Genomic DNA, 20705 nt, shown 5'->3' on the forward strand with positions numbered 1-20705 from the left:
CCATCGGCCTGGTCACGGCGCTGGGCTTCAACGTCTGGAAGCACGTGACCTACACCTCGGCGAACGGCTCGACCAAGGACCTGCAGGGCATGGTCGAATTCGTGGCCTCCGACATGATGCTGCCGGTCGGCGGCCTGCTGATCGCGATCTTCGCCGGCTACTTCCTCGACCGCGAGATCGCCCGAAGCGAACTGTCCCAGCTGTCCAAGGCCGGCTTCGCGATCTGGCGCTTCCTGACCTGCATCGTCGCCCCGGTGCTGGTGCTGATCGTGCTGGGCGCCAAGATCATCGGCTGAAGCCGCGGGCCCTCCTGCGCACGCAGGAGGGCCTTGAGGCGCGAGCATGTCCTCGTTCATTTGTAGAACCTGCGGCGAAAGCCACGAAGGCCTGCCTGCCGACTTCGGCTGGCAACTGCCCGACGTGGTCTGGGCGATGGCCGAGCCCGAAAGATCCCGCCTGGCCAAGTTCGACAGCGACCGATGCCAGTTCGGCGATCGGTTCTTCATCCGCTGCGTCCTGCCCTTTCCCTTCAGCGAGCAGCCCGGCCACTACCGGTGGGGCGTCTGGGCAGAAGTCGAGGCCGTGCACTTCTGGCGCTACATCGCGCTGTACGACCAGGACGCCCGGTCCGAGCCGGACTTTCCCGGCGCCATCGCAAACGTCATCCCCGGCTACCCTTCGACCCTTGGCCTGCCGGTACGCGTGCAGCTGCAGGACCCGAGCCGCAGGCCAACCCTGCACATCGCAGCCGATGACCACCCCCTGGCCCGGCATCAGGCCTCGGGCATCTCCAACGCGCACTACCACGACATCCTCACCCAGACGGGCGCCCTGGGCACCCGCTGACATCGTTCGATCCACCGGCCGCTGTCGGTGGCGGAAAAGAAAACGGCGCGGGGTTAGCGCGCCGTTTCCGGGGGGGGTTGCCGGGTGCGGACCGTCAGCCCGCGGCGACCCCGTCGGTGCGGGCGATCTCGCCGGACTTCAGGCGGGCCAGGTAGCTCTTGAGCTCCCGCTTGACCACCGGCATCAGCAAGTACACGCCGATCAGGTTCGGGATGGCCATGATGAACAGCAGGCCGTCCGCGATGTCGACGATGCTGGCCAGCGGCATGGTGCAGCCCACCACCGCCATCGCCAGGTAGAAGAACTTGAAGCCGTACAGCGCCACCTTCGATTCCCGGAACAGGAAGCTGCAGGCCTTGGCGCCGTAGTAGGCCCAGGTGATCGTGGTCGAGAACGCGAACAGCAGCACCACGACCGCCAGCGCATAGGGCATCAGCGGCGACACCGTCGCGAACGCGTTCGAGGTCAGCTGCACACCGTCGGCGCCGCCGACCAGGTGCTGGTTGGTGATGATGATGACCAGCGCCGTCATGGTGCAGATCACGACCGTGTCGATGAACGGTTCCCAGAGCGCGACGAAGCCTTCGCTCAGCGGCTCGCGGGTCTTGACCGTCGAATGCGCGATCGCGGCCGAACCCAGGCCCGCCTCGTTGGAGAAGGACGCGCGGCGGAAGCCCTGGATCAGGGCGCCGATCACGCCACCCGTCACGCCTTCGGCGGTGAACGCACCGTCGAGGATGGCCATGAACGCGCCCGGGACCTGCGGCAGGTTGGTGAAGATGACGAACAGCGCCCCCAGCAGGTACAGCGCCGCCATGCCCGGCACCAGCTTGGCGGTGACGCTGCCGATGCGGGTGATGCCGCCGATGACGACCACGCCGCCCAGCACCGCGTACACCAGGCCGAACCAGAGGCTGCCGTTGGCGGGCATCAGGCTGCCGGTGACGTTGGAGAGCTGCGCGAAGGCCTGGTTGGCCTGGAACATCGCGCCGGCACCGATCGCGCCCAGCATGGTGCAGACCGCGAACACCACCGCCAGCACCATGCCGAACCAGGCCGCCTTCGGATAGTTCCTGGCGATGCCGCGGCTGAGGTAGTACATCGGGCCGCCGGAAATGCTGCCGTCCGGCTTCTCGATGCGGTACATCACGCCCAGCGTGCACTCGACGAACTTCGAGGACATGCCCAGCAGGCCGGCCAGGATCATCCAGAAGGTGGCGCCCGGTCCGCCGATGGTGATGGCGACCGCGACACCGGCGATGTTGCCCAGCCCCACCGTGCCGGACACGGCCGAGGTGAGCGCGCGGAAGTGGCTGACTTCACCGGCCGACGTCGGATCGGAGTACTTGCCCCGGATCAGGTCGAAGCCATGCTTGAAGCCGCGGACGTTGATGAAGCCGAAGTAGAGCGTGAAGACCAGCGCGGCCAGGATCAGCCAGCCGACGATCCACGGGAACATGACCGGTTCCTCGACGGTGCCGGCCACTTGCACGGACTTGAAGATCACACTGGAAACCGCGTCGGCGACCGGTCGTACGGCGGCGTCGATCTTCTGGGCCGTGGTCAGTTCGGCCGCGGGCGCGGCGGCGACTTCCTGGGCCTGGGCAAGGGCCGGGGCCCCCACCGCGATGGCCAGCCAAAGCAGGCTGGCGCTGCAAAAACGAATGAACATCCGTGGTGCTCCTCCCCGATACCAGCCCCGGAGTCTACCTAATCCGGCCCGGCGGTGCGGGCCGCCCGGGCGGCCCGCCACGGGCTAGCCCACTGGGTCGTCGGCACCCTCGCCCGCCCCGCCCTCGGGCCCGGCGGCCGGGGCATCGTCGCCGTCGCCCTCGTCGCTGAGGTCGCGCAGGGCGGCCGGCATCCGCTTGGACGGCGCCACGCCCAGCTCGCGCAGCATCTCGGCCTGGCGCACGACGTTGCCGCGCTGCTGCGACAGCTTGGACACGGCCGAGGCGTGCAGGTCGCTGGCGCGGCGCAGGGCCTCGCCGACCTTGAGCAGGTCCTCGGTGAACAGCACGAACTTGTCGTACAGCACCGCCGCGCGGCTGGAAATGGCCTTGGCGTTGGCGTTCTGGTGCTCGGTGCGCCAGATCTGGGCCACCAGCCGCAGCGAAGCCAGCAGGTTGCTGGGTCCGACCAGGATGATCTTGCGCTCGAAGGCGTAGGCGTAGAGCTGCGGGTCCCGCCGCAGCGCCTCGAGGAAGGCGGCCTCGACCGGCACGAACATCAGCACCATGTCGGGGCTGGTCAGCCCTTCGAGCCGGCTGTAGTCCTTGTCGCCCAGTTCCCGGACGTGGTTGCGCAGCGCCAGGCCGTGGCGCACGAAGGCCTGCTCGCGTTCGGCCTCGTCGGCTGCCTCGCAGGCGCGCTGGTAGTCCAGCAGCACCATCTTGGCGTCGATGACGATGCTCTTGTCCTCGGGCAGGCGCAGCACCGCGTCGGGCCGGTAGCGGTCGCCTTCGCCGTCCTTGTAGCTTTCCTGGGTGAGGTAGTCGCGGCCCTTCTCCAGGCCGGCGGTTTCCAGCAGGCGCTCGAGCTTGAGTTCGCCCCAGTAGCCCTGGCTGCGGTTGTCGCCGCTCAGGGCGCGGCTGAGGCTCTGGGCTTCCTGGCCCAGGGTCTGGTTCAGGCGCACCAGGTCGTCCAGGCGGGTCTGCAGGGCGACGCGGGCGTTGTTTTCCTTCTCGTAGGACTCGCTGACGACCTTGCGGAAACCGTCGATCTGCTCGCGCAGCGGGTTGAGCAGCTGGCCCAGCTGCTGCACGTTGGCCTCGCCGAAGCGCTTGGACTTGTCCTCGAGGATTTCCGCGGCCAGGGCCTGGAATTCGGCCTTGAGGCGCTCGCGCGAACTCTCGAGGTCGCGGTAGCGCTGCTCGGCGGCCTGCTGCTGCTCCTGCAGGCGGGCCTCCAGCGCGGCGGCGCGGGCCTCGCCGGCTTCGCGCGAGGCCCGGAGTTCGCGGTAGTCGGCCTCCATCGCGGCCAAGCGCTCGCGCAGCTCGGCCGTGCGGCCCTCGGCCGCCTGCAGCTCGCTGGCGGCGCGGGCCAGGTCGGGCTCGCGCTCGGCCCGGCCGGCGGCGCGCTCGGCGCCGAGGCGGCGGCGGGCCAGCCCCAGGGCCACGACGCCGGACAGCAGGGCGCCGGCCAGCAGGCCCAAGAGCAGGAAGACGGATTCGGAAGCGGACAAGGCAAACCCCGGCAAGGACACTGCCGGGGATTCTAACGGCCTCGCGGTCTCACCGGCCGAGACGGCCGGTGGCGGGGATCAGGCCTTCTTGGCCCAGGCGCTGCACCAGGCGGTGGCCGGCACCGCGAAGCCCGGGAACAGCGTGCAGGCGCCGGTGGTGGCGGTGTAGAACTGGCAGTTGGCGCAGTTGCTGCCCGGCTTGTGGCTCGGGTGGGAAACCTTGGAGGCGTCCTCGGCATAGGCCAGCGCCTTGGCGGTGGCGTTGTCGAGCGGCAGCTTCTTGAGCTCCTGCGCCTGCGCGGTGCCCACCAGTCGGCTCGCGAACGGCAGGGCGGCGGCGACGACGGCGGCGTGGACCAGGAAACGACGGCGGGACGGGTTCTCGGTATTCATGGGGTTCTCGTCTGGCTACGGAGGATTCCGATGGCTGGCCTGCAGTTTAGCCCCTGGCGGTGAATGCAGCGTTGATGCAGGTCAAGCCGACGCCGCGCACGGCTTGGGCTAGACTTCCGGCCATGGAAAACCTGCCTTTCGACCCTGCCCGCCTGGCCGCCTGCGCCGCCGAGATCGTCGCCAACACCCGGGAGCTTTCGGCCCTGGGCTGGACGCCGGCCACCAGCAGCAACTTCTCGCTGCGCCTGGACGACAGCCACGCCGCCATCACCGTATCCGGCCGCGACAAGGGCCGGCTGGTGGCCGACGACATCATGGTGGTGGACTTCGCCGGCCAGCCGGTCGCCACGCCGCACCGGCCGTCGGCGGAAACCCTGCTGCATACCCAGCTCTACGCCCGCTATCCGGAGATCGGCTGCGTGCTGCACACCCATTCGCACGTCCAGACCGTGGCCTCGCGGCTGTACGCGGGCCAGGGCCATGTGCGCCTGGAAGGCTACGAGCTGCTCAAGGCCTTCCACGGCAACCAGACCCACGAGATGGCGATCGACGTGCCGGTGCTGCCCAACACCCAGGACATGCCGGCCCTCGCCGCCCGGGTCGAAGCCCTGCTCGATCGCCAGCCGCTCTGGGGCTACCTGATCGATGGACACGGCCTTTACGCCTGGGGCCGCACCATGGCCGAAGCCCGCCGCCACCTCGAGGCCTTCGAATTCCTGTTCGCCTGCGAGCTCGACCTGAGGAGACTGAACGCATGAGCCGCCTCCGCATCTTCGCCGACGCCGACCCGTCCACGCCGCTCTCGGCGACCGAGGACCTGGCGACGATCGCCGCGCGCCTGCGCGACATCGGCGTGCGCTTCGAGCAGTGGCAGGCCGCGCAGCCGGTGCTGCCCGGCGCCACGCCCGAGGAAGTGATGGCCGCCTACCGCGCCGACATCGACCAGCTGGTGGCCGAGAACGGCTTCAAGACCGTGGACGTGGTGTCGATCGCGCCGGACAACCCGAACAAGGACGCGATGCGCGCCAAGTTCCTGGACGAGCACTTCCACAAGGAGGACGAAGTTCGCTTCTTCGTCGCCGGCTCGGGCCTGTTCACCCTGCACGTCGGCGACAAGGTCTACGAGATCCGCTGCGAACAGGGCGACCTGATCGGCGTCCCGGACGGCACCACGCACTGGTTTGACATGGGCCCGGAGCCCAGCTTCATCGCCATCCGCTTCTTCACCGAGCCCGACGGCTGGGTCGGGCACTTCACCGGCACCGACATCGCGCAGCGCTTCCCCCGCTACGAACGCGGCCAGGCGGGGTGATGAAGACCATCCTGACCGACATCGAGGGCACGACCAGCAGCATTTCGTTCGTGAAGGACGTGCTGTTCCCGTATGCGCGCCAGGCGCTGCCGGGGTTCGTGGCGGCGCACGGGCAGGAGCCGGAGGTGCGGCGGTGGCTCGATGCCGTGGCCGTCGAGCTCGGCGGGGCCTGCCAGGATGAGCTGGTGGTCGAGACGCTGCAGGGCTGGATCGATGCCGACCGCAAGCACACCGCGCTCAAGGCCCTGCAGGGCATGGTGTGGAAGGCGGGCTACGGCCGCGCCGATTTCCGCGCGCACATCTATCCCGACGCCGCCGAAGCGCTGCTGCGCTGGCACGCCGCGGGGCACGCGCTGAACGTGTATTCGTCGGGCTCGGTGCCGGCGCAGAAGCTGTTCTTCGGCAACAGCGAGGCCGGCGACCTGCAGCCCCTGTTCTCGCACTGGTTCGACACCGAGGTCGGCGGCAAGCGCGAAGCCGACAGCTACCGGCGCATCACCGCGGCCCTGGGCGTTCCGGCCGCGGACATCCTGTTCCTGTCGGACGTCGTCGAGGAGCTCGACGCCGCGCGCGTCGCCGGCATGGACACGGTGCTGGTCGATCGCCGCCAGGACTACCCCACGCCCCGGCACGGCGACGCCACCGGCGGCCATCGCCGGGTCGAGACCTTCGCGGCCGTGGATCCGTCCGCGGGATGAGCCGGCGCGGCGGGCTGCCGCTGGCCGTCCTGCTCGCCGGCCTGGTCCTGCCGGCGGTCGGGGCGGGCCCTGCCCAGGCCGCCACCCCGTCGTTCGACGTCAAGTCACTGGTCAAGCCGGCCGCCGCTCCGCGGGCGCCGGATGCCCGGCTGGCCGCCGAGCTGGCGCAGCTGGCGCCGCAGCGTCCCGGCCACCCGGACCTGTTCGTGCTGGGCTTTGCCGGCGACGGCAGCGAACAGGTGTTCCGCAACGAAGTGACCTACCTGCGCGACCTCGCCGCGCGCCGGCTCGATGCCGCCGGCCGCGTGGTGGTGCTGGCCAACCATCCCGATGCCCCACCGGCCCGCCCACTGCCCGAAGCCAACCTGCACACGCTGCGCCAGGCCCTCGCGGGCATCGCCGCCCGCATGGATCCGGACGAAGACCTGCTGCTGGCCTACTTCACCACCCACGGCACCGACACCCATGAACTGCTGGTGCGCCGCGACGGCGAACGCGACCGCCTGCTCACGCCGGCCCGGCTGCGCGAGGCCCTGGACGCGGCCGGCATCCGGCATCGCGTGCTGGTGATCTCGGCCTGCTACTCGGGCGGCTTCGCCAAGGCCCTGCACGATCCCGACACCCTGCTGCTGATGGCGGCACGCCGCGACCGCCCCTCGTTCGGCTGCGGCAATGATTCCGCGGCCACCTTCTTCGGGCGGGCCTGGCTGGTGGAGGGCCTGAACACCACCACCGACTTCGACGCCGCCTTCGTGCAGGCCACCGCCGCCATCGAAGCGCGCGAGCTGGCCGAAGGGCTGGAGCCCTCGCGCCCGCAGATCAACCGCGGCGAACGCATCGGCGCGCGGCTGGCGGCCTGGCGCGCAGCGTTCACGCCGGGACCGGCTCTTCCCTACCCCTTCGCCCTCGAAGCGCCGGCGTCCGGCCGCGTCGACGCCGGCACGGAGCCCGCCGAACCTACTCCGTCGCGTCGACCAGCCGATACGCGCCCGACGCCCTGATCTCCCCGCGCCAGCGGTCGAAGGCGCGGACTTCGAAGACGTGCTCGCCCGCCGCCAGATCGGTCGGCAGGTTGAAGCGCCAGAGATGGGTGGAGACAGCCGCCTCCGGCAGGCGGTCGTAACCGCGCAGCGTCGTCGCCAGGTCATCGAGCAGGTTCTCGGCCAGCAGCGCCGGATCGGCCGCGTCGACCCGCGGCATCGGCTGCCATTCGCCGGCGTCGATGCGCACTTCGACCCGCGTATCCGCCTCGCCCATGTAGACGTTCGCGAACAGGCCCACGCCCGGCCAGTGGCCGCGGCGCAGCACCTTGGGGGCGTGCAGCGACAGGGCCTCGTCGCCCCGGCGCGCCGCGTGCCAGCGGAGCGCGTAGTCGCCCGCGTCGTCGATGCGAAGGCTGGCGTAGCCGTTGGGCGTGCCGTCGGCCATGCGCGCGTCGGGCAGCCCCTGGGCGTCCGCGGCGCCGCCCCAGTAGCCGCCGCAGGCGGCGCCGACGTTGTACTCATGCAGCGGCGCACGGCCGTTCCAGCCGTCCGCGGCGCCATGGTAGTGGTGGCGCTGGACGTGGCCATGCCCGCTCAGCAGCAGCACCTTCCCGAACGGTGCCAGCAGCGCGAACAGCCGCTCGCGGTCGGCGCGCCGGAAGGTCTCGCGGCCGGGCTCGTCGAAGAACGGGATGTGCGCACCGATGACCAGGCGGCGATCACGCGGCAGGGTGTCGAGGTAGGCCGCCAGCCAGGTGAACTGCTCCTCGCGCAGGCCGCCGATGTAGGCCGGCTTCCCGCCCGGCCGGTAGATCACGTCGTCGAGCAGGATGAAGCTGGCCTGCGCTTCTTCCCACGCAAAGGTGTCGGGACCGAAGGCATGGCGGAAGCTGCGCAGCGAATCCTCGTCGGTGCTCGCGTCGAAATCGAGGTCGTGGTTGCCGGCGGCGTGCAGCCAGGGCGTGCGCAGGCGCGCGGTCGCCGCCTTCAGTGCCGGGTACAGCGACAGGTCGTCGTTGGCGACGTCGCCCAGGGTCAGGCCCAGCGCCGCCGCGGGCCGGCCGCCGGCGGCCTCGACCAGCGGCGCGATGATGTCGCGGTCGTAGTAGTCGACCTGCGCGGCGGTCTTGGCCTGCGGATCGGCGAAGACCAGCACGTCCAACGGGGTGCGCGTGGCCTTCGCGCGGGTGAGCGCGAAGTCCCGGCAGGCCGGCGACGCCGCGGGGACGCCGCCAAACTTCAGCGCGGGGCCGTCGTGGTACTGCTGGTTGCGCCAGAACGCGGGCAGGCCGTCGTCGCCGGTGGGGAAGGCATACCCGGCCGGCTTGATCACGAAGGTGGTGCGGCCGTCGTCCCAGGGCAGCGAGTACTCGCCGCCCGCGTTGCTGCGCACCAGGCGAAGGCCGTCGGAAACGAGGATGCCTGGCAGCGGCCGGTCGCCGCGCGACCAGTGCCCGTCGCCGTCGCGATCCTCGAACACGCGGCCGCTGTTGCAGGGCGGCGGAAGCGCCTGCGCGAAGGCCGGCAGGCAAAGGGCCAGGCAAATCAGGATGCGGATGATGGCGGGCATGGGGTCCTCCGGCGAGGCCCCGATTATCACCCGCCGCCGCGGCTCAGCGCTTGGCGGCGTGGCGCCCGCGCAGCACCTGCTCCACGTCCGCCAGCCCCAGCCCGCGGGCGCGCAGCAGCACGGTCAGGTGGAAGACCAGGTCGGCCGCCTCGCCGAGGAGGGCCTCGTCGTCCTGGGCCACGCCGGCCAGGGCGGTTTCCACGCCCTCCTCGCCCACTTTCTGGGCGATGCGGCGGACGCCGCCTTCGAACAGCTTCGTGGTGTAACTGCCGGCCGGGCGCTCCGCTTCGCGCGCCTGCACCAGCGCATCAAGCTCGGCCAGGAAGCTACCGGGCGCTTCGGGGAAGCAGCTCACGCGCCCGAGGTGGCAGGTCGGTCCGCGCGGCGTGGCCTGCACCAGCAGCGTGTCGGCGTCGCAGTCGGCCTCCAGGCGCACCAGCTCGAGCACGTCGCCGCTCGACTCCCCTTTCATCCACAGCCGCTGCTTGCTGCGGCTGAAGAAGGTGACGCGGCCGCTGGCCAGCGTGGCCTCCAGCGCCGCACGGTCCATGTAGCCCAGCATCAGCACGCGGCCGGTGCCGGCGTCCTGGACGATGGCGGGCAGCAGGCCGCCCTGCTTGTCCCAGGCCAGGGCCTGGATCTGGTCAGGCGACATCGCGCACCTCGATGCCCTGCGCCTGCAGGGCGGCCTTGAGTTCGGGAATCCGGACACTGCCGGAGTGGAAGACGCTGGCGGCGAGCGCCGCATCGACGTCGGCCTCCAGGAAGACCTCGGCGAAATGGCGGGCGTTGCCGGCACCGCCCGACGCCACCAGCGGCACCGCGCAGATCGCGCGCACCGCCTGCAGCTGCGCCAGGTCGTAGCCGGTGCGCACGCCGTCCGAGCCCATGCAGTTGAGCACGATCTCGCCGGCACCGCGCTGCTGCACTTCGGCCACCCAGTCCAGGGTGCGTCGGGACAGCGCGCGGGTCTGGTCGGGATCGCCGGTGTAGGCGCGCACGCGCCACTCGCCGTCGGCATCGCGCAGGCTGTCGATGCCGACCACCACGCACTGCACGCCGAACTCGGCCGCCAGTTCGTTGATCAGGTCGGGGCGCTCCAGCGCCGGCGTGTTCACCGACACCTTGTCGGCACCGGCCAGCAGCACGTCGCGCGCCTGCGCCACCGAGCGGATGCCGCCGGCCACGCAGAAGGGAATGTCGATGATGCGCGCCACCCGCTCCACCCAGGCCCGGTCGACGCCGCGACCCTGCGGGCTCGCGGTGATGTCGTAGAAGACCAGCTCGTCGGCGCCTTCGTCGCGATAGCGCAGCGCCAGGTCCTCGATCGCCCCCATCACCACGTGGTCGCGGAACTTCACGCCCTTCACGACCAGCCCGTCCTTCACGTCCAGGCAGGGAATCAGCCGGCGGCTCAGCATGGCGCCTGCTCCGCGATCACGTCGGCCAGGGTGAAGCGGCCGTCGAGCAGCGCCTTGCCCAGCACGATGCCGCCGCAGCCGCTGGCGCGCGCGGTCGCGATCTCGCCGGCATCGGCGACGCCGCCGGAGGCCTGCACCCGCAGCCGCGGGAAGCGCTCGCACAGATAGCGATAGAGGTCGAAGTTGGGGCCGCTGAGCATGCCGTCGCGGCTGATGTCGGTACACAGCAGATGGCGCAGGCCGACTTCGTCGTAGGCCGCGGCCAGCACGTCCAGTTCGCGGCCGCCCTCCTCGGTCCAGCCGTGCACCGGCAGGCGCCAGCGGCCTTCGGCGTCGCGGCGGGTGTCGAGCGCGACGGTGATGCGGTCGGCGCCGAAGCGCGCCACCCACGACGCCACGCGGCCGGGTTCGCGCACGGCCAGCGAGCCGATCACCACGCGGTCGGCGCCGGCGGCCAGCAGGGCCTCGACGTCGGCTTCGCTGCGCACGCCGCCGCCGGTCTGCACCTTCAGGCGGGTCTGGCGCTTGAGCTCGCCCAGCAGCGGCGCCAGCGTGTAGCCGCCGGCGCGGGCGGCATCGAGGTCGACCAGGTGCAGCCAGCGCGCGCCTTCGGCGGCGTAGCGCGTGGCCAGGGCCAGCGGGTCGTCGGCGTAGCGGGTTTCCTGCGCATAGTCGCCCTGGCGCAGGCGCACCACGCGCCCCTCGCGGACATCGATGGCGGGATAGAGGGTGAAGTCGTTCATGCCGTCGGGGCCTGCAGGAAATTCTGGAGCAGTCGCGCGCCCACGGCGCCCGAGCGTTCGGGGTGGAACTGGGCGCCGGCGACGTTGCCGCGGCGGACCATGGCGGCGAACGGTCCGCCGTGGGTGCAGGCCGCCAGGCAGTCGTCGGTGACCGGCGCCGCGTAGCCGTGCACGAAGTAGGCCTGGGCGCCGTCGGCCACCCCGTCCAGCAGCGGATCGGCCCGGGTCGGCCGCAGCCGGTTCCAGCCCATGTGCGGCACCCGCACGCCCGGCGAGGCCGGCATCCGCCGCACCCGCCCCGGCACCAGGCCCAGGCAGTCCACGTCGCCTTCCTCCGAGCCCTCGAACAGCAGCTGCATGCCCAGGCAAATGCCGAGCAGCGGCTGCCGCAGCCCGCGCAGCAGCGGCACCAGGTTGAGTTCGTTGAGCCTGGCCATCGCCGGCGCCGCCGCACCGACACCGGGCAGGATCACGCGGTCGGCGCCGCGGATGGTTTCGGGATCGGCGGTCATGGCCGCGTCCACGCCCAGGCGCTCGAGCGCGTAGCGCACGGAGCCGATGTTGGCGCCGCCCGAATCGACCAGCACGACCTTCACAGCGCCCCCTTGGTACTGGGCAGCTCGCGGCCCTCGCGGCGGATGGCCTGGCGCAGCGCCCGGGCGGTGGCCTTGAAGCAGGCCTCGACCATGTGGTGGGTGTTCTCGCCCTGCACCGAAAGATGCAGGTTCAGCCCGGCGGTTTCGCACAGCGACCGGAAGAAGTGCGGCACCAGCTCGGTGGCCAGCCCCCCGACGTCCGCGCGCGGGAAGCTGCCTTCGAACACGAAGTACGGCCGGCCCGAGAAGTCGACCGCGGCCTTGGCCAGCGTCTCGTCCATCGGCAGCGTGATCGCGCCCTGCCCGCTCGAGTCGCCGTAGCGGCCGATGCCGCGCTTGTCGGCCAGCGCCTGCTTCAGCGCCTGGCCCAGCGCCAGCGCGCTGTCCTCGACCGTGTGGTGCTCGTCGATGTGCAGGTCGCCGCTGCAGGTGAGCTGCAGCGCGAAGCCGCCGTGCTTGCCCAGCTGCTCAAGCATGTGGTCGAAGAAGCCCAGCCCGGTCGCCACAACGGGATCGGCGGCGCGGTCGAGGTCGAGCTCGACGCGGACGCGGGTCTCCTTCGTGGTGCGCTCGACCTTGGCCACGCGCGGCGCGTCGGCCAGCTCGTGCGCGATCGAGGCCCAGGTGTCGGGGCCGGGCTTGAGCTTGAAGCCGCGGCAGCCCAGGTTGGCCGCCAGCTGCAGGTCGGTGTCGCGATCGCCGACCACGGCCGACTGGGCCAGGTCGATGCTCCGGTCGCGCAGGTAGTGCATCACCAGGCCCAGGCCCGGCTTGCGGGTGGGCTTGTTCTCGTGCTCGAAGCTCTCGTCGATGAGCTCCTCGCGGAAGGTGATGCCCTGCGACGCGAGCACCTGCAGCATCAGCGCGTGCGGGCCCTCGAAGCTCTCGCGCGGGAAGCTGGCCGTGCCCAGGCCGTCCTGGTTGGTCACCAGCACGAACTGGAAGCCGGCGTCGCGCAGCTTCAGCATCGCCGGGATCACGCCCTCGACGAAGCGGATCTTCTCGTAGGCGTCGATCTGGAAATCGGCCGGTTCCTCGATGAGGGTGCCGTCGCGGTCGACGAACAGGATGCGCTGGCCGCTCATGCCGCCGCCCTCCCCGCCTGCAGCGCCGCCATCATGGCGTCGTTCTCGGCCGGGCTGCCGACGCTGATGCGCAGCGCGTCGGCCAGCTGCGGCGCGGCGCGCATGTCGCGCACCACCACGCCGGCGGCGAGCAGCCGCGCGAAGGCCGCGCCGGCATCCTCGAAGCGCACCAGGATGTAGTTGCCCTGCGAACGGTAGACCCGGCGCACGCCGGGCACCGCCGCCAGTTCGTGCTGCAGGCGCTCGCGCTCGGCGCGCACCGTGATCACGCGGCTGTCGGTCTGGGCCAGCGCGGGCGCCGACAGGCCGGCCAGCGCCAGCTGCACGCAGGGCGACGGCAGCGGATACGGCGCCTGGCAGTTGCGCAGCACCGCCACCAGCTCGGGCGCCGCCAGCAGGCAGCCGATGCGGGCCGCGGCCAGCGCGTGCGCCTTCGACAGCGTGCGCAGCACCGCCAGGTTGGGCTGTTCGTTGATGAAGCCGGCCACCGACGGCTGGTCGGAGTACTCGCCGTAGGCTTCGTCCACCACCACCAGGCAGCGCCCGGCCAGGCGCCGCGCCAGCGCCAGCAGCTCGGCCGGCGGGATGGCCTGCCCGGTCGGGTTGGCCGGCGAACACACGAACACCAGCTTGGCGCCCGAGGACACCGCGGCATCGGCCAGGGCGTTGAGGTCGGAGGCGAAGCCGGCCTCGGTGTCGCGCAGCGGCACTTCGACCAGGGGCGCGCCCTGCAGGCGCGCACTGACCGCGTACATGCCGAACACCGGCGGCGACACCACCACCGCGTCGCGACCCGGCACGCACAGCGCGCGCACCAGCAGGTCGATGGCTTCGTCGCTGCCGCGGCCGACCAGCACCTGGTCGGCGCGCACGCCGTAGATCTCGCCCAGGCGCTCGCGCAGCACCGCCGGCTGCGGATCGGGATAGCGGTTGGCGCCCAGGCCGGCGTCGGCGGGGTTGCGCCAGGCGCTTTCGTTGGCGTTGAGCCACACCGAGCCGGTCACGCCGGCGCGGCGCGCCGAGCTGTACCCGGCGAACTCACGCAGGTCCTCGCGGACCAGGGACAGGATGGCGCTCACGCGGTGGCCTCCAGGCGACGCAGGACCGATTGGGCGTGGGCCTCCAGGCCTTCGGCGCGCGCGATCTCGACCGCGCACGGCCCGATGGCCGCCAGCCCGGCGCGGCTGACTTCCTGCACGCTGATGGACTTCTGGAAGCTGGCCACGCTGACGCCGCTCCAGGCGCGGGCGGCGCCGTTGGTGGGCAGCACGTGGTTGGTGCCCGAGCAGTAGTCGCCCAGCCCTTCGGGCGCGTAGTCGCCGAGGAACACGGAGCCGGCGCAGGTGACGCGCGCCAGCCAGGGACGCGGTTCGCGCAGGGCCAGGATCAGGTGCTCGGGGGCGTAGTCGTTGCTGATCGCGAAGGCTTCGTCGAGCGAGTCCACCTGCACCAGCCGCGCGAATTCCAGCGCCCGGGTGGCGATGGCCTCGCGCGGGAGCTCGGCGACCTGGCGCCGGACCTCGGCCTCGACGGCGTCGACCAGGGCGGCGGAGTCGGTCAGCAGCACCACCTGCGAGTCCGGGCCGTGCTCGGCCTGCGACAGCAGGTCGGCGGCGACGTGCACCGGGGGCGCGCCCGCGTCGGCGATCACCAGCACCTCGGAGGGCCCGGCCGGCATGTCGATGGCCGGGCCACCGGCCATCATCGCCGCCAGCTGCTTGGCCGCGGTGACGTAGCGGTTGCCCGGGCCGAACAGCTTGTCGCAGCGGGGCACGCTGTCGGTGCCGAAGGCCATCGCGGCGATCGCCTGGGCGCCGCCCAGCTTGAACACGCGGCGCACGCCGCACAGCTCGGCTGCCGCCAGCACCGCGGGATCGGCGCTGCCGTCGGCGCGCGGCGGCGTGCACAGCACGATTTCCTCGCAGCCGGCCAGCACCGCCGGCACGCCCAGCATCAGGGCGGTGGACACCAGCGGCGCGCTGCCGGCGGGCACGTACAGGCCCACGCGCGGGATCGGCCGCAGGATGCGGCCGCAGCGCACGCCCGGCGCGGTGTCGACCTCGAACTCGGTCGCCATGCCGGCGCGGTGCCAGGTCAGCAGGCGCTCGCGCGCCTCGGCCAGGGCCGCACGCAGCGCGGCCGGCACGCCGGCGACGGCCGCGGCCATCTCCTCGGCCGTGATCTCGAACCGCGCGAGCTCGACGTTGTCGAAGCGGCGCGTCAGCGCCCGCAGGGCGGTGTCGCCGTCGGCGCGCACCTGCTCGAACACGCGCCGCACGGCGGCCTCGACGTCGGACTGGTCGCCGGCGCCGGGGCGCGCGAGGCAAGCGCGCCGCGCGTCGGCGTCGAGCCGGTTCCATTCAATCCGCTTCATGCCAGCATTTGCTCCACGGGCAGCACCAACAGGCCGGAGGCGCCGGCACGCTTCATGTCTTCCAGCCGCTGCCAGGTCATCGCGCTGCGGCACAGTGCCTGCAGGGCGACCTGGTCGCGCTGGCCTTCGATCGCCATCACGGTCGGGGACTCCGCGTCGGGCAGCAGCTTCACCAGGGCGTCCACCTGGTCGCGGTGGGCCTGGAACAGCACCAGTTTGCTGGCACGCACGCTCATCACCGCGTCAAGGCGGCGCAGCAGCATCGCCGCCAACTCGGCGCGCTCGTCGCCGAAGGGCTGCGAGGGCGCGACCAGCAGGGCCTGGCTTTCCAGGATCACCGCCACTTCCTTGAGCTGGTTGGCCATCAGGGTGCCGCCGGTGGACACGATGTCGCAGATGGCCTCGGCCTTGCCCAGGCGCGGCGCGATCTCGACCGAACCCGACAGCATCACCGGGGTGGCGTCCACGCCCTGTTCGCGCAGCCAGCGCGCCATCAGCTGCGGGTAGCTGGTGGCGATGCGCAGGCCGGCCAGGCGGTCCGGTCCGGTCCACTCCCAGTCGTTGGGCACGGCAACCGAGAGCCGGCAGCGGCCGAAGCCGAGCTCGCGGATCGGCCGGAAGGCCTCGCCGCGGCCGTCGGCCAGGCGCTCGCAGGCCTGCTCTTCGAGCACGTTGCCGCCGACCACGCCCAGGTCGCAGGCCCCTTCGGCGATCAGGCCGGGGATGTCGTCGTCGCGGACCAGCAGCAGGTCGATGGGCAGGGATTCGCCGTAGCAGAACAGCCGGTCGCGGCTTTCCCGGAACGACAGCCCGGCGCGGGCCAGGAGGTCGCGGGCGGGATCGGACAGGCGGCCCGATTTCTGGATGGCAATGCGTAAACGGTCGTGCGTCCTCATGACGCCCTCCGGGATAGGTGAACAGTGGGATTCAGTGCGAAGCGTCGGTGGCGCGATGGCCCAGGCGCTCGGCGGCCAGCCGGTAGCCGCCCGCGCCCAGGTCCAGGCAGCGGGCGACGCGGCCGATGGTGGTGACGCTGACGCCTGTGCGGTCGTGGATCTCCCGGTACGGGACATCGGCGACCAGGTGCGGCACCACGCCCCAGCGGTCGGCCATGGCCTCGAGCTCGGACGGGGTGCACAGGTCTTCGAGGAACGCGCGCAGCTCCGCGGCGTCACGCAGGCTCTGGAGGGCCTGGATCAGCTGCCCGAGGTCGGGTCGGGTGGGCGGGTTGGCGGGGTCGCGGCGTTTCATGGCGCTAATGTAATAGCGTGTTATTACAAAAGCAAGGCTTTTCAGGGGGTCCTGCCGGCGGCGGCACCGCGCATAATGGGCGGGCCTCGGGGGGGACCGACGTGCCATTGAACCGCCTGCTCGCACTGCTGCTGGGCCTCTTGCTAGCGATCGGCGCCGGTGCCGTCGCGGCCGGCCCCACCGTGCTCGTGGCGGGGACGGAGCGGGCCTCCCTGAACCCGAACCTGACCTACGGGGTCGATCCCAGCGGCCGCGCCGATGCCGCCGCGATGTTCTCGCGGGTCCGCCGCGGCGAGTTCCAGGCGCTGCCGGGCGACAGCGCGGCCTTCGGCTTCACCCAGGGCGCCTACTGGTTCCACGCCGAGCTGTTCAACCAGAACCCGACCGAACGGCGCTGGCTGCTGGTGCTGCACTACCCGCTGCTCGACAACGTCGACGTCTACCTGCGCTACCCCGATGGCCGGGTCGAGCACATGGCCTCCGGCGACACCCTGCCCTTCAGCGCCCGCAGCATCCGCTACCGGCATCCGAACTTCTGGGTCGACCTGCCCGAGCGGACCGAAGTGCAGCTGCTGGTGCGGGTGGCCAGCCGCAGTTCGCTGCAGGTGCCGCTGGCCCTCTACACGCCCACCGCCTTCGCCGAGCTCGAGCGCGACTCGCAGTTCGGCATCGGCCTGTTCTACGGCATCCTGGTCGCGCTGCTTTGCTACAACCTGGTGCTGTGGGCCTCGCTGCGCGACGCCAGCCATTTCTGGTACATGTGCCACGTCTCCGGCTTCGGCCTGGTGATGTTCTGCCTCAACGGCCTGGCGTTCGAGTACCTGTGGCCCAATTCGCCGTGGTTCGCCAACCTGGCCATCCCGCTGTCGATGGCGATCTCGCAGATCGCGATGCACCAGTTCTGCCGCGTGTTCCTGGAGCTCGAGACCCGGCAGCCGGTGGCCAACAAGGTGTCGCTGGCGCTGATCGGCTTCTTCGTGCTGATGGGGCTGGCCTCGTTCGTGCTCGAATACCGCACCGTGGTGCGGCCGATGACGCTGGCGGTGTTCCCGGGCGCGCTGTTCATCCTGTACCTGGCCATCACCTCGATCCGCAATGGCTATGCGCCGGCGAAGGTGTTCCTGCTGGCCTGGGCCTTCCTGCTGCTGGGCACGGCGCTGTACGCGTCGGTGTCGTTCGGCCTGCTGGACAAGAATTTCTTCACCGAATACGGCATCCAGATCGGCTCGGCGATGGAGATGATCCTGCTCTCGTTCGCCCTCGCCTACCGCTACGCGCGGCTGCGCAGCGAGAACGAGCGCCTGGTGCGCGAGCACAACGAACAGCTCGAACGCCACGTCGCCCGCCGCACCTCGGAGCTGAGCACGGCGCTGGAGCAGCTGGCCGAGGCCAACCAGCGCCTGCGCGAATCGAATCGCCGCGACGCGCTGACCGGCCTGTTCAACCGCCGGCATTTCCGCGACATGTTCGAGCAGCAGCTGCACCAGGCCAACGAGCACCGGCAGCCGCTGGGCGTGCTGCTGATCGACCTGGACCACTTCAAGGACGTCAACGACACCCACGGCCACCTGGCCGGCGACGAGTGCCTGCGCTGGCTGGGCCGCTGCCTGCACGACAACCTGGTCGACCACGGCGCGCTGCTGGCGCGCTTCGGCGGCGAGGAGTTCGTGGTGGCGCTGCCGGACATCGCCGGCGACCGGCTCGTGCAGGTGGCCGAACAGCTGCGGCTCAAGATCTGCGGCGAGCCGGTGCGTTACGCCGGCAACAACATCCGCATCAGCGCCAGCATCGGCGCCTTCCTGCTGCGCCCGGGCACCGGCATGGGCGTCGACGAGGCCCTGCACCAGGCCGACGACGCGCTGTACATGGCCAAGAACCGCGGCCGCAACTGCGTGCACGCGGCCGAAGGCATCCTCTGAGGCCTGCGGCCGGGTCGGCCCGGCCGGATCGCCGCGCTCAGCCCTGGGCGGCGCGCGCGGCCGACAGCAGCCGGCCTTCCTCGACCAGGCGCACGGCGGTGGCGACATCGCCATCCATCGCCCGGTCGCGCCCCATGAACGGAATCGCCTCGCGCAGCGCGGCCCAGGCCGCCTGCACCGCGCGCCCCGGCTGGAACTCGCCGGCCGCGGCCAGTTCGCCGCGAAGCGCCTCGACTTCGGCCAGGAAACCGGGCCGGTCGGGATGGCCCGGCAGCGGCGCACCCAGCACCTTGGCCGCCAGCGCCTCGGCGTCGGCCTCGCGGGCGAGCTGGCGGGCGGCGTTGATCATGTCGCGGCGGTAGTCGAGCGCCTGCGCGGCGGTGTAGAGCTCCAGGCCCAGCACCTGCGCCAGGTCGGTGGTCATCTCCAGCACGTGGCGGCCTTCGTTGGCGCCCATCGACACGTGGTCCTCGGCGTTGGCGCTGGTGGGGATCGAATACACGCTGGCCGGATGCGCACGGCTGCACAGGTCGTTGACCAGGGCGGCCGCGGTGTACTGCACGATCATGAAGCCGCTCTCGGTGCCGTCCTCGTTGCCGATCAGGAACGGCGGCAGGCCGTCGTTGGTGGCCGGGTCGACCAGCTTGTTCAGGCGCCGCTCGGAGATCGAGGCCAGTACCGGGATCGCGGCCTTGAGGTAGCTCATCGCCAGCGCCAGCGGCATGCCGTGGAAGTGGCCGGCGGAAACCACCTGGTCCTCGATCTCGATTGCCTTTTGGAGCCGCTCCCGGCCATCCATGGCCTCCGCGGCATTCGGACTCCTGTCCATCAGGTCGGGGAACAGCAGCGGATTGTCGGTGACCGCGTTGAGTTCGACGTCGACCACGCGCTTGGCCTGCTCGAGCGCGTCGCGCACGGCGCCGTGCACCTGCGGGATGCATCTCAGCGAATAGCTGTCCTGCGGCTGGTGCTTCTTGCCGCCGCGGAAAGGCCGGAACCGCTGGTAGAACTTCTCGCGGCCGTGGCGCTGGTTGAACGGCACCCAGTCCCAGCCGATGTCGAAGCCCAGCGCCTGCTGGTCCGCAGTGGCCCAGCTTTCCGGCTGCCACTGCCGGAAGCGCGGCACCAGGTGGTAGGCGATGTCGGACAGGCTGGAGCCGTCGAGCAGGCGGCGCAGGTTCGCGGCCACGTGCACCTGGCCCGGATGCGGGCGCAGCGCGTGCACGTGCGGGTCGAAGGCGCGCAGCCGGCCGGCGAAGGCGTCCAGCGTCATCGCCGCGGCCAGGTCGGCGGTGTCCAGCAACTCCTCGAGCTTCTCGATCGCCAGCACCGCCGTCGCCAGCATCTGCGCGGTGCCGTTGTTGAGCGCCAGGCCTTCCTTGTGCGAGAGCTTCACCGGCGCCAGGCCGGCGCGGGCCAGGGCGTCGGCGCCCGGGAGGCGTTCGCCGTCGTAGAAGGCTTCGCCGCCGCCCAGCAGCACGATCGCCAGGTGCGACAGCGGCGCCAGGTCGCCGCTGGCGCCGACCGAGCCCTTGCGCGGCACCACCGGCACGACACCTGCGTTGAGCAGCGCGGCCATGGCTTCCAGCACCACCGGGCGGATGCCCGAATGGCCGCGCATCAGGGTGTTGATGCGGATGGCCATCATGGCCCGCACCACGTCCGGCGTGAACGGCTCACCGACGCAGACGGCATGGGTGATGATCAGGTTGTGCTGCAGTTCCTCGAGCACGCTGTCGCTCGATGCCGACGCCCCCGGCAGGCCGGTGCGCAGCCGGTGCGCGCCCAGCAGCTTGTCGGCGTTGCTGCCGAAGCCGGTGGACACGCCGTAGATCGGCTCCTGCTTCTTGACCTGGTCGGCCAGGAAGTCGGCGGCGCGCTGCACCGCCGGCATCTGCGCCGGGTCCAGGCGCACCGGGGCGCCGTGGGCGATTTCGGCCAGCTGCGCGCGGTTGAGGCCGCGGCCATCGAGGGTGATCGGTTTCATCTCAGCGTTTCCCCATCGCGCGCTGCTGCTCCAGCTCGACCTTGAGCACGGACGCCAGCTCGTCGCGCCCCAGTTCGTACTGGTCCTGCGAGGCCATGTCCTTGACCTTGACGACGTTGCGCGCGGCCTCGTCCTCGCCGTAGAGCAGCACGAAGCGGATGCCGGCGCGGTCGGCGTACTGGAACTGCTTGGCCAGCTTCTTCACCTCCAGCTGCACCTCGGCATTGATGCCGGCAGCGCGCAGGCGGCGGGCGATGTCGAGCGAGTCGGCCAGGCGGGCGTCGTCCATCAGGCCGACCAGGGCCTGCACCGAACTTTCGGCGGTGGAAACGATGCCGGCCTC

At 71.3% G+C, this 20705-nt stretch carries 22 protein-coding genes; 7 read left to right on the forward strand and 15 right to left on the reverse strand.

Annotation, left to right across the window (positions count from 1 at the left end):
- Both VFQ84_RS10670 and VFQ84_RS10675 read left to right on the forward strand, forming a co-directional pair.
- The coding region (locus VFQ84_RS10670; RefSeq protein ID WP_325131612.1) for a hypothetical protein at positions 1-296 on the forward strand (296 nt) is incomplete at its 5' end.
- 46 nt (positions 297-342) lie between these two features.
- Positions 343-846, forward strand: coding sequence for a DUF2199 domain-containing protein (locus VFQ84_RS10675; protein ID WP_325131613.1), 504 nt, complete (start codon positions 343-345; stop codon positions 844-846).
- A gap of 94 nt (positions 847-940) precedes the next feature.
- On the opposite strand, the gene VFQ84_RS10680 is transcribed toward VFQ84_RS10675, so the two are convergent.
- From VFQ84_RS10680 to VFQ84_RS10690, 3 genes are all read right to left on the reverse strand, one after another.
- On the reverse strand, positions 941-2518 hold the full coding sequence (locus tag VFQ84_RS10680) for an alanine/glycine:cation symporter family protein (protein WP_325131614.1): 1578 nt from the start codon (positions 2516-2518) through the stop codon (positions 941-943).
- Positions 2519-2602: 84 nt separating this feature from the next.
- The gene (locus VFQ84_RS10685) at positions 2603-4030 is read right to left on the reverse strand and encodes a DNA recombination protein RmuC (protein ID WP_325131615.1); all 1428 of its coding nucleotides are present in this window, start codon (positions 4028-4030) and stop codon (positions 2603-2605) included.
- 78 nt (positions 4031-4108) lie between these two features.
- Positions 4109-4423 carry a high-potential iron-sulfur protein gene (locus VFQ84_RS10690; protein WP_325131616.1) on the reverse strand — a complete coding sequence of 105 codons (315 nt, stop codon included), beginning with the start codon at positions 4421-4423 and terminating at the stop codon, positions 4109-4111.
- A gap of 122 nt (positions 4424-4545) precedes the next feature.
- On the opposite strand from VFQ84_RS10690, the gene VFQ84_RS10695 reads away from it, so the two are divergent.
- The 4 genes from VFQ84_RS10695 to VFQ84_RS10710 are packed head-to-tail and all read left to right on the forward strand — an operon-like array spanning position 4546 to position 7434.
- The gene (locus VFQ84_RS10695; protein ID WP_325131617.1) at positions 4546-5181 is read left to right on the forward strand and encodes a methylthioribulose 1-phosphate dehydratase; all 636 of its coding nucleotides are present in this window, start codon (positions 4546-4548) and stop codon (positions 5179-5181) included.
- Positions 5178-5735, forward strand: coding sequence for an acireductone dioxygenase (locus VFQ84_RS10700; protein WP_325131618.1), 558 nt, complete (start codon positions 5178-5180; stop codon positions 5733-5735). The genes VFQ84_RS10695 and VFQ84_RS10700 overlap by 4 nt, the downstream gene beginning before the upstream one ends.
- The gene (gene mtnC, locus VFQ84_RS10705) at positions 5735-6433 is read left to right on the forward strand and encodes an acireductone synthase (RefSeq protein WP_325131619.1); all 699 of its coding nucleotides are present in this window, start codon (positions 5735-5737) and stop codon (positions 6431-6433) included. Before VFQ84_RS10700 ends, mtnC begins: the two co-directional genes overlap by 1 nt.
- The gene (locus VFQ84_RS10710; protein ID WP_325131620.1) at positions 6430-7434 is read left to right on the forward strand and encodes a C13 family peptidase; all 1005 of its coding nucleotides are present in this window, start codon (positions 6430-6432) and stop codon (positions 7432-7434) included. The genes mtnC and VFQ84_RS10710 overlap by 4 nt, the downstream gene beginning before the upstream one ends.
- Here VFQ84_RS10710 and VFQ84_RS10715 read toward each other — a convergent pair.
- The 10 genes from VFQ84_RS10715 to VFQ84_RS10760 are packed head-to-tail and all read right to left on the reverse strand — an operon-like array spanning position 7391 to position 16456.
- Entirely contained in the window at positions 7391-8986 is a 1596-nt protein-coding gene (locus tag VFQ84_RS10715) for a calcineurin-like phosphoesterase family protein (RefSeq protein ID WP_325131621.1), read from the reverse strand. The two genes, VFQ84_RS10710 and VFQ84_RS10715, sit on opposite strands and share 44 nt — an antisense overlap.
- Before the next feature lie 43 nt (positions 8987-9029).
- A complete protein-coding gene (gene hisIE / locus VFQ84_RS10720; RefSeq protein WP_325131622.1) occupies positions 9030-9641 on the reverse strand; it encodes a bifunctional phosphoribosyl-AMP cyclohydrolase/phosphoribosyl-ATP diphosphatase HisIE in 612 nt (203 codons plus the stop codon).
- Positions 9631-10407: an imidazole glycerol phosphate synthase subunit HisF gene (hisF, locus tag VFQ84_RS10725; RefSeq protein ID WP_325131623.1), complete on the reverse strand. Its 777-nt coding sequence runs from the start codon at positions 10405-10407 to the stop codon at positions 9631-9633. Before hisF ends, hisIE begins: the two co-directional genes overlap by 11 nt.
- Positions 10401-11150, reverse strand: a complete 750-nt coding sequence (hisA, locus tag VFQ84_RS10730; protein WP_325131624.1) for a 1-(5-phosphoribosyl)-5-[(5-phosphoribosylamino)methylideneamino]imidazole-4-carboxamide isomerase — start codon at positions 11148-11150, stop codon at positions 10401-10403. The genes hisF and hisA overlap by 7 nt, the downstream gene beginning before the upstream one ends.
- Positions 11147-11746 carry an imidazole glycerol phosphate synthase subunit HisH gene (gene hisH, locus VFQ84_RS10735; RefSeq protein WP_325131625.1) on the reverse strand — a complete coding sequence of 200 codons (600 nt, stop codon included), beginning with the start codon at positions 11744-11746 and terminating at the stop codon, positions 11147-11149. Before hisH ends, hisA begins: the two co-directional genes overlap by 4 nt.
- Complete coding sequence (gene hisB, locus VFQ84_RS10740; RefSeq protein ID WP_325131626.1) at positions 11743-12831, reverse strand: bifunctional histidinol-phosphatase/imidazoleglycerol-phosphate dehydratase HisB; 1089 nt, start codon at positions 12829-12831, stop codon at positions 11743-11745. Before hisB ends, hisH begins: the two co-directional genes overlap by 4 nt.
- Positions 12828-13910, reverse strand: a complete 1083-nt coding sequence (hisC, locus tag VFQ84_RS10745) for a histidinol-phosphate transaminase (protein WP_325131627.1) — start codon at positions 13908-13910, stop codon at positions 12828-12830. Before hisC ends, hisB begins: the two co-directional genes overlap by 4 nt.
- The gene (hisD, locus tag VFQ84_RS10750; RefSeq protein ID WP_325131628.1) at positions 13907-15205 is read right to left on the reverse strand and encodes a histidinol dehydrogenase; all 1299 of its coding nucleotides are present in this window, start codon (positions 15203-15205) and stop codon (positions 13907-13909) included. The genes hisC and hisD overlap by 4 nt, the downstream gene beginning before the upstream one ends.
- A complete protein-coding gene (gene hisG / locus VFQ84_RS10755; protein ID WP_325131629.1) occupies positions 15202-16101 on the reverse strand; it encodes an ATP phosphoribosyltransferase in 900 nt (299 codons plus the stop codon). The genes hisD and hisG overlap by 4 nt, the downstream gene beginning before the upstream one ends.
- 31 nt (positions 16102-16132) lie before the next feature.
- A complete protein-coding gene (locus VFQ84_RS10760; protein ID WP_325131630.1) occupies positions 16133-16456 on the reverse strand; it encodes a YerC/YecD family TrpR-related protein in 324 nt (107 codons plus the stop codon).
- Positions 16457-16563: 107 nt separating this feature from the next.
- On the opposite strand from VFQ84_RS10760, the gene VFQ84_RS10765 reads away from it, so the two are divergent.
- Positions 16564-18375: a diguanylate cyclase gene (locus VFQ84_RS10765; RefSeq protein WP_325131631.1), complete on the forward strand. Its 1812-nt coding sequence runs from the start codon at positions 16564-16566 to the stop codon at positions 18373-18375.
- Positions 18376-18412: 37 nt separating this feature from the next.
- Here VFQ84_RS10765 and VFQ84_RS10770 read toward each other — a convergent pair whose 3' ends face one another.
- The gene (locus tag VFQ84_RS10770) at positions 18413-20362 is read right to left on the reverse strand and encodes an HAL/PAL/TAL family ammonia-lyase (protein WP_325131632.1); all 1950 of its coding nucleotides are present in this window, start codon (positions 20360-20362) and stop codon (positions 18413-18415) included.
- 1 nt (position 20363) lies between these two features.
- Positions 20364-20705 (reverse strand): His/Gly/Thr/Pro-type tRNA ligase C-terminal domain-containing protein (locus tag VFQ84_RS10775; protein WP_325131633.1); only part of this gene is annotated, 342 nt, incomplete at its 5' end.

It is taken from the genome of Arenimonas sp. (assembly GCF_035721105.1).
Lineage (GTDB): Bacteria > Pseudomonadota > Gammaproteobacteria > Xanthomonadales > Xanthomonadaceae > Arenimonas.

Bases quoted from the DNA above. Each gene is read 5' to 3' on its own strand.
- VFQ84_RS10690 (WP_325131616.1), bottom strand. From the start codon at position 4,423: ATGAATACCGAGAACCCGTCCCGCCGTCGTTTCCTGGTCCACGCCGCC.
- mtnC (WP_325131619.1), top strand. From the start codon at position 5,735: ATGAAGACCATCCTGACCGACATCGAGGGCACGACCAGCAGCATTTCG.
- hisD (WP_325131628.1), bottom strand. From the start codon at position 15,205: ATGAAGCGGATTGAATGGAACCGGCTCGACGCCGACGCGCGGCGCGCT.
- VFQ84_RS10680 (WP_325131614.1), bottom strand. From the start codon at position 2,518: ATGTTCATTCGTTTTTGCAGCGCCAGCCTGCTTTGGCTGGCCATCGCG.
- VFQ84_RS10715 (WP_325131621.1), bottom strand. From the start codon at position 8,986: ATGCCCGCCATCATCCGCATCCTGATTTGCCTGGCCCTTTGCCTGCCG.
- VFQ84_RS10675 (WP_325131613.1), top strand. From the start codon at position 343: ATGTCCTCGTTCATTTGTAGAACCTGCGGCGAAAGCCACGAAGGCCTG.
- VFQ84_RS10770 (WP_325131632.1), bottom strand. From the start codon at position 20,362: ATGAAACCGATCACCCTCGATGGCCGCGGCCTCAACCGCGCGCAGCTG.
- hisG (WP_325131629.1), bottom strand. From the start codon at position 16,101: ATGAGGACGCACGACCGTTTACGCATTGCCATCCAGAAATCGGGCCGC.
- VFQ84_RS10695 (WP_325131617.1), top strand. From the start codon at position 4,546: ATGGAAAACCTGCCTTTCGACCCTGCCCGCCTGGCCGCCTGCGCCGCC.
- VFQ84_RS10710 (WP_325131620.1), top strand. From the start codon at position 6,430: ATGAGCCGGCGCGGCGGGCTGCCGCTGGCCGTCCTGCTCGCCGGCCTG.
- hisA (WP_325131624.1), bottom strand. From the start codon at position 11,150: ATGAACGACTTCACCCTCTATCCCGCCATCGATGTCCGCGAGGGGCGC.
- hisB (WP_325131626.1), bottom strand. From the start codon at position 12,831: ATGAGCGGCCAGCGCATCCTGTTCGTCGACCGCGACGGCACCCTCATC.
- hisIE (WP_325131622.1), bottom strand. From the start codon at position 9,641: ATGTCGCCTGACCAGATCCAGGCCCTGGCCTGGGACAAGCAGGGCGGC.
- VFQ84_RS10760 (WP_325131630.1), bottom strand. From the start codon at position 16,456: ATGAAACGCCGCGACCCCGCCAACCCGCCCACCCGACCCGACCTCGGG.
- hisF (WP_325131623.1), bottom strand. From the start codon at position 10,407: ATGCTGAGCCGCCGGCTGATTCCCTGCCTGGACGTGAAGGACGGGCTG.
- VFQ84_RS10700 (WP_325131618.1), top strand. From the start codon at position 5,178: ATGAGCCGCCTCCGCATCTTCGCCGACGCCGACCCGTCCACGCCGCTC.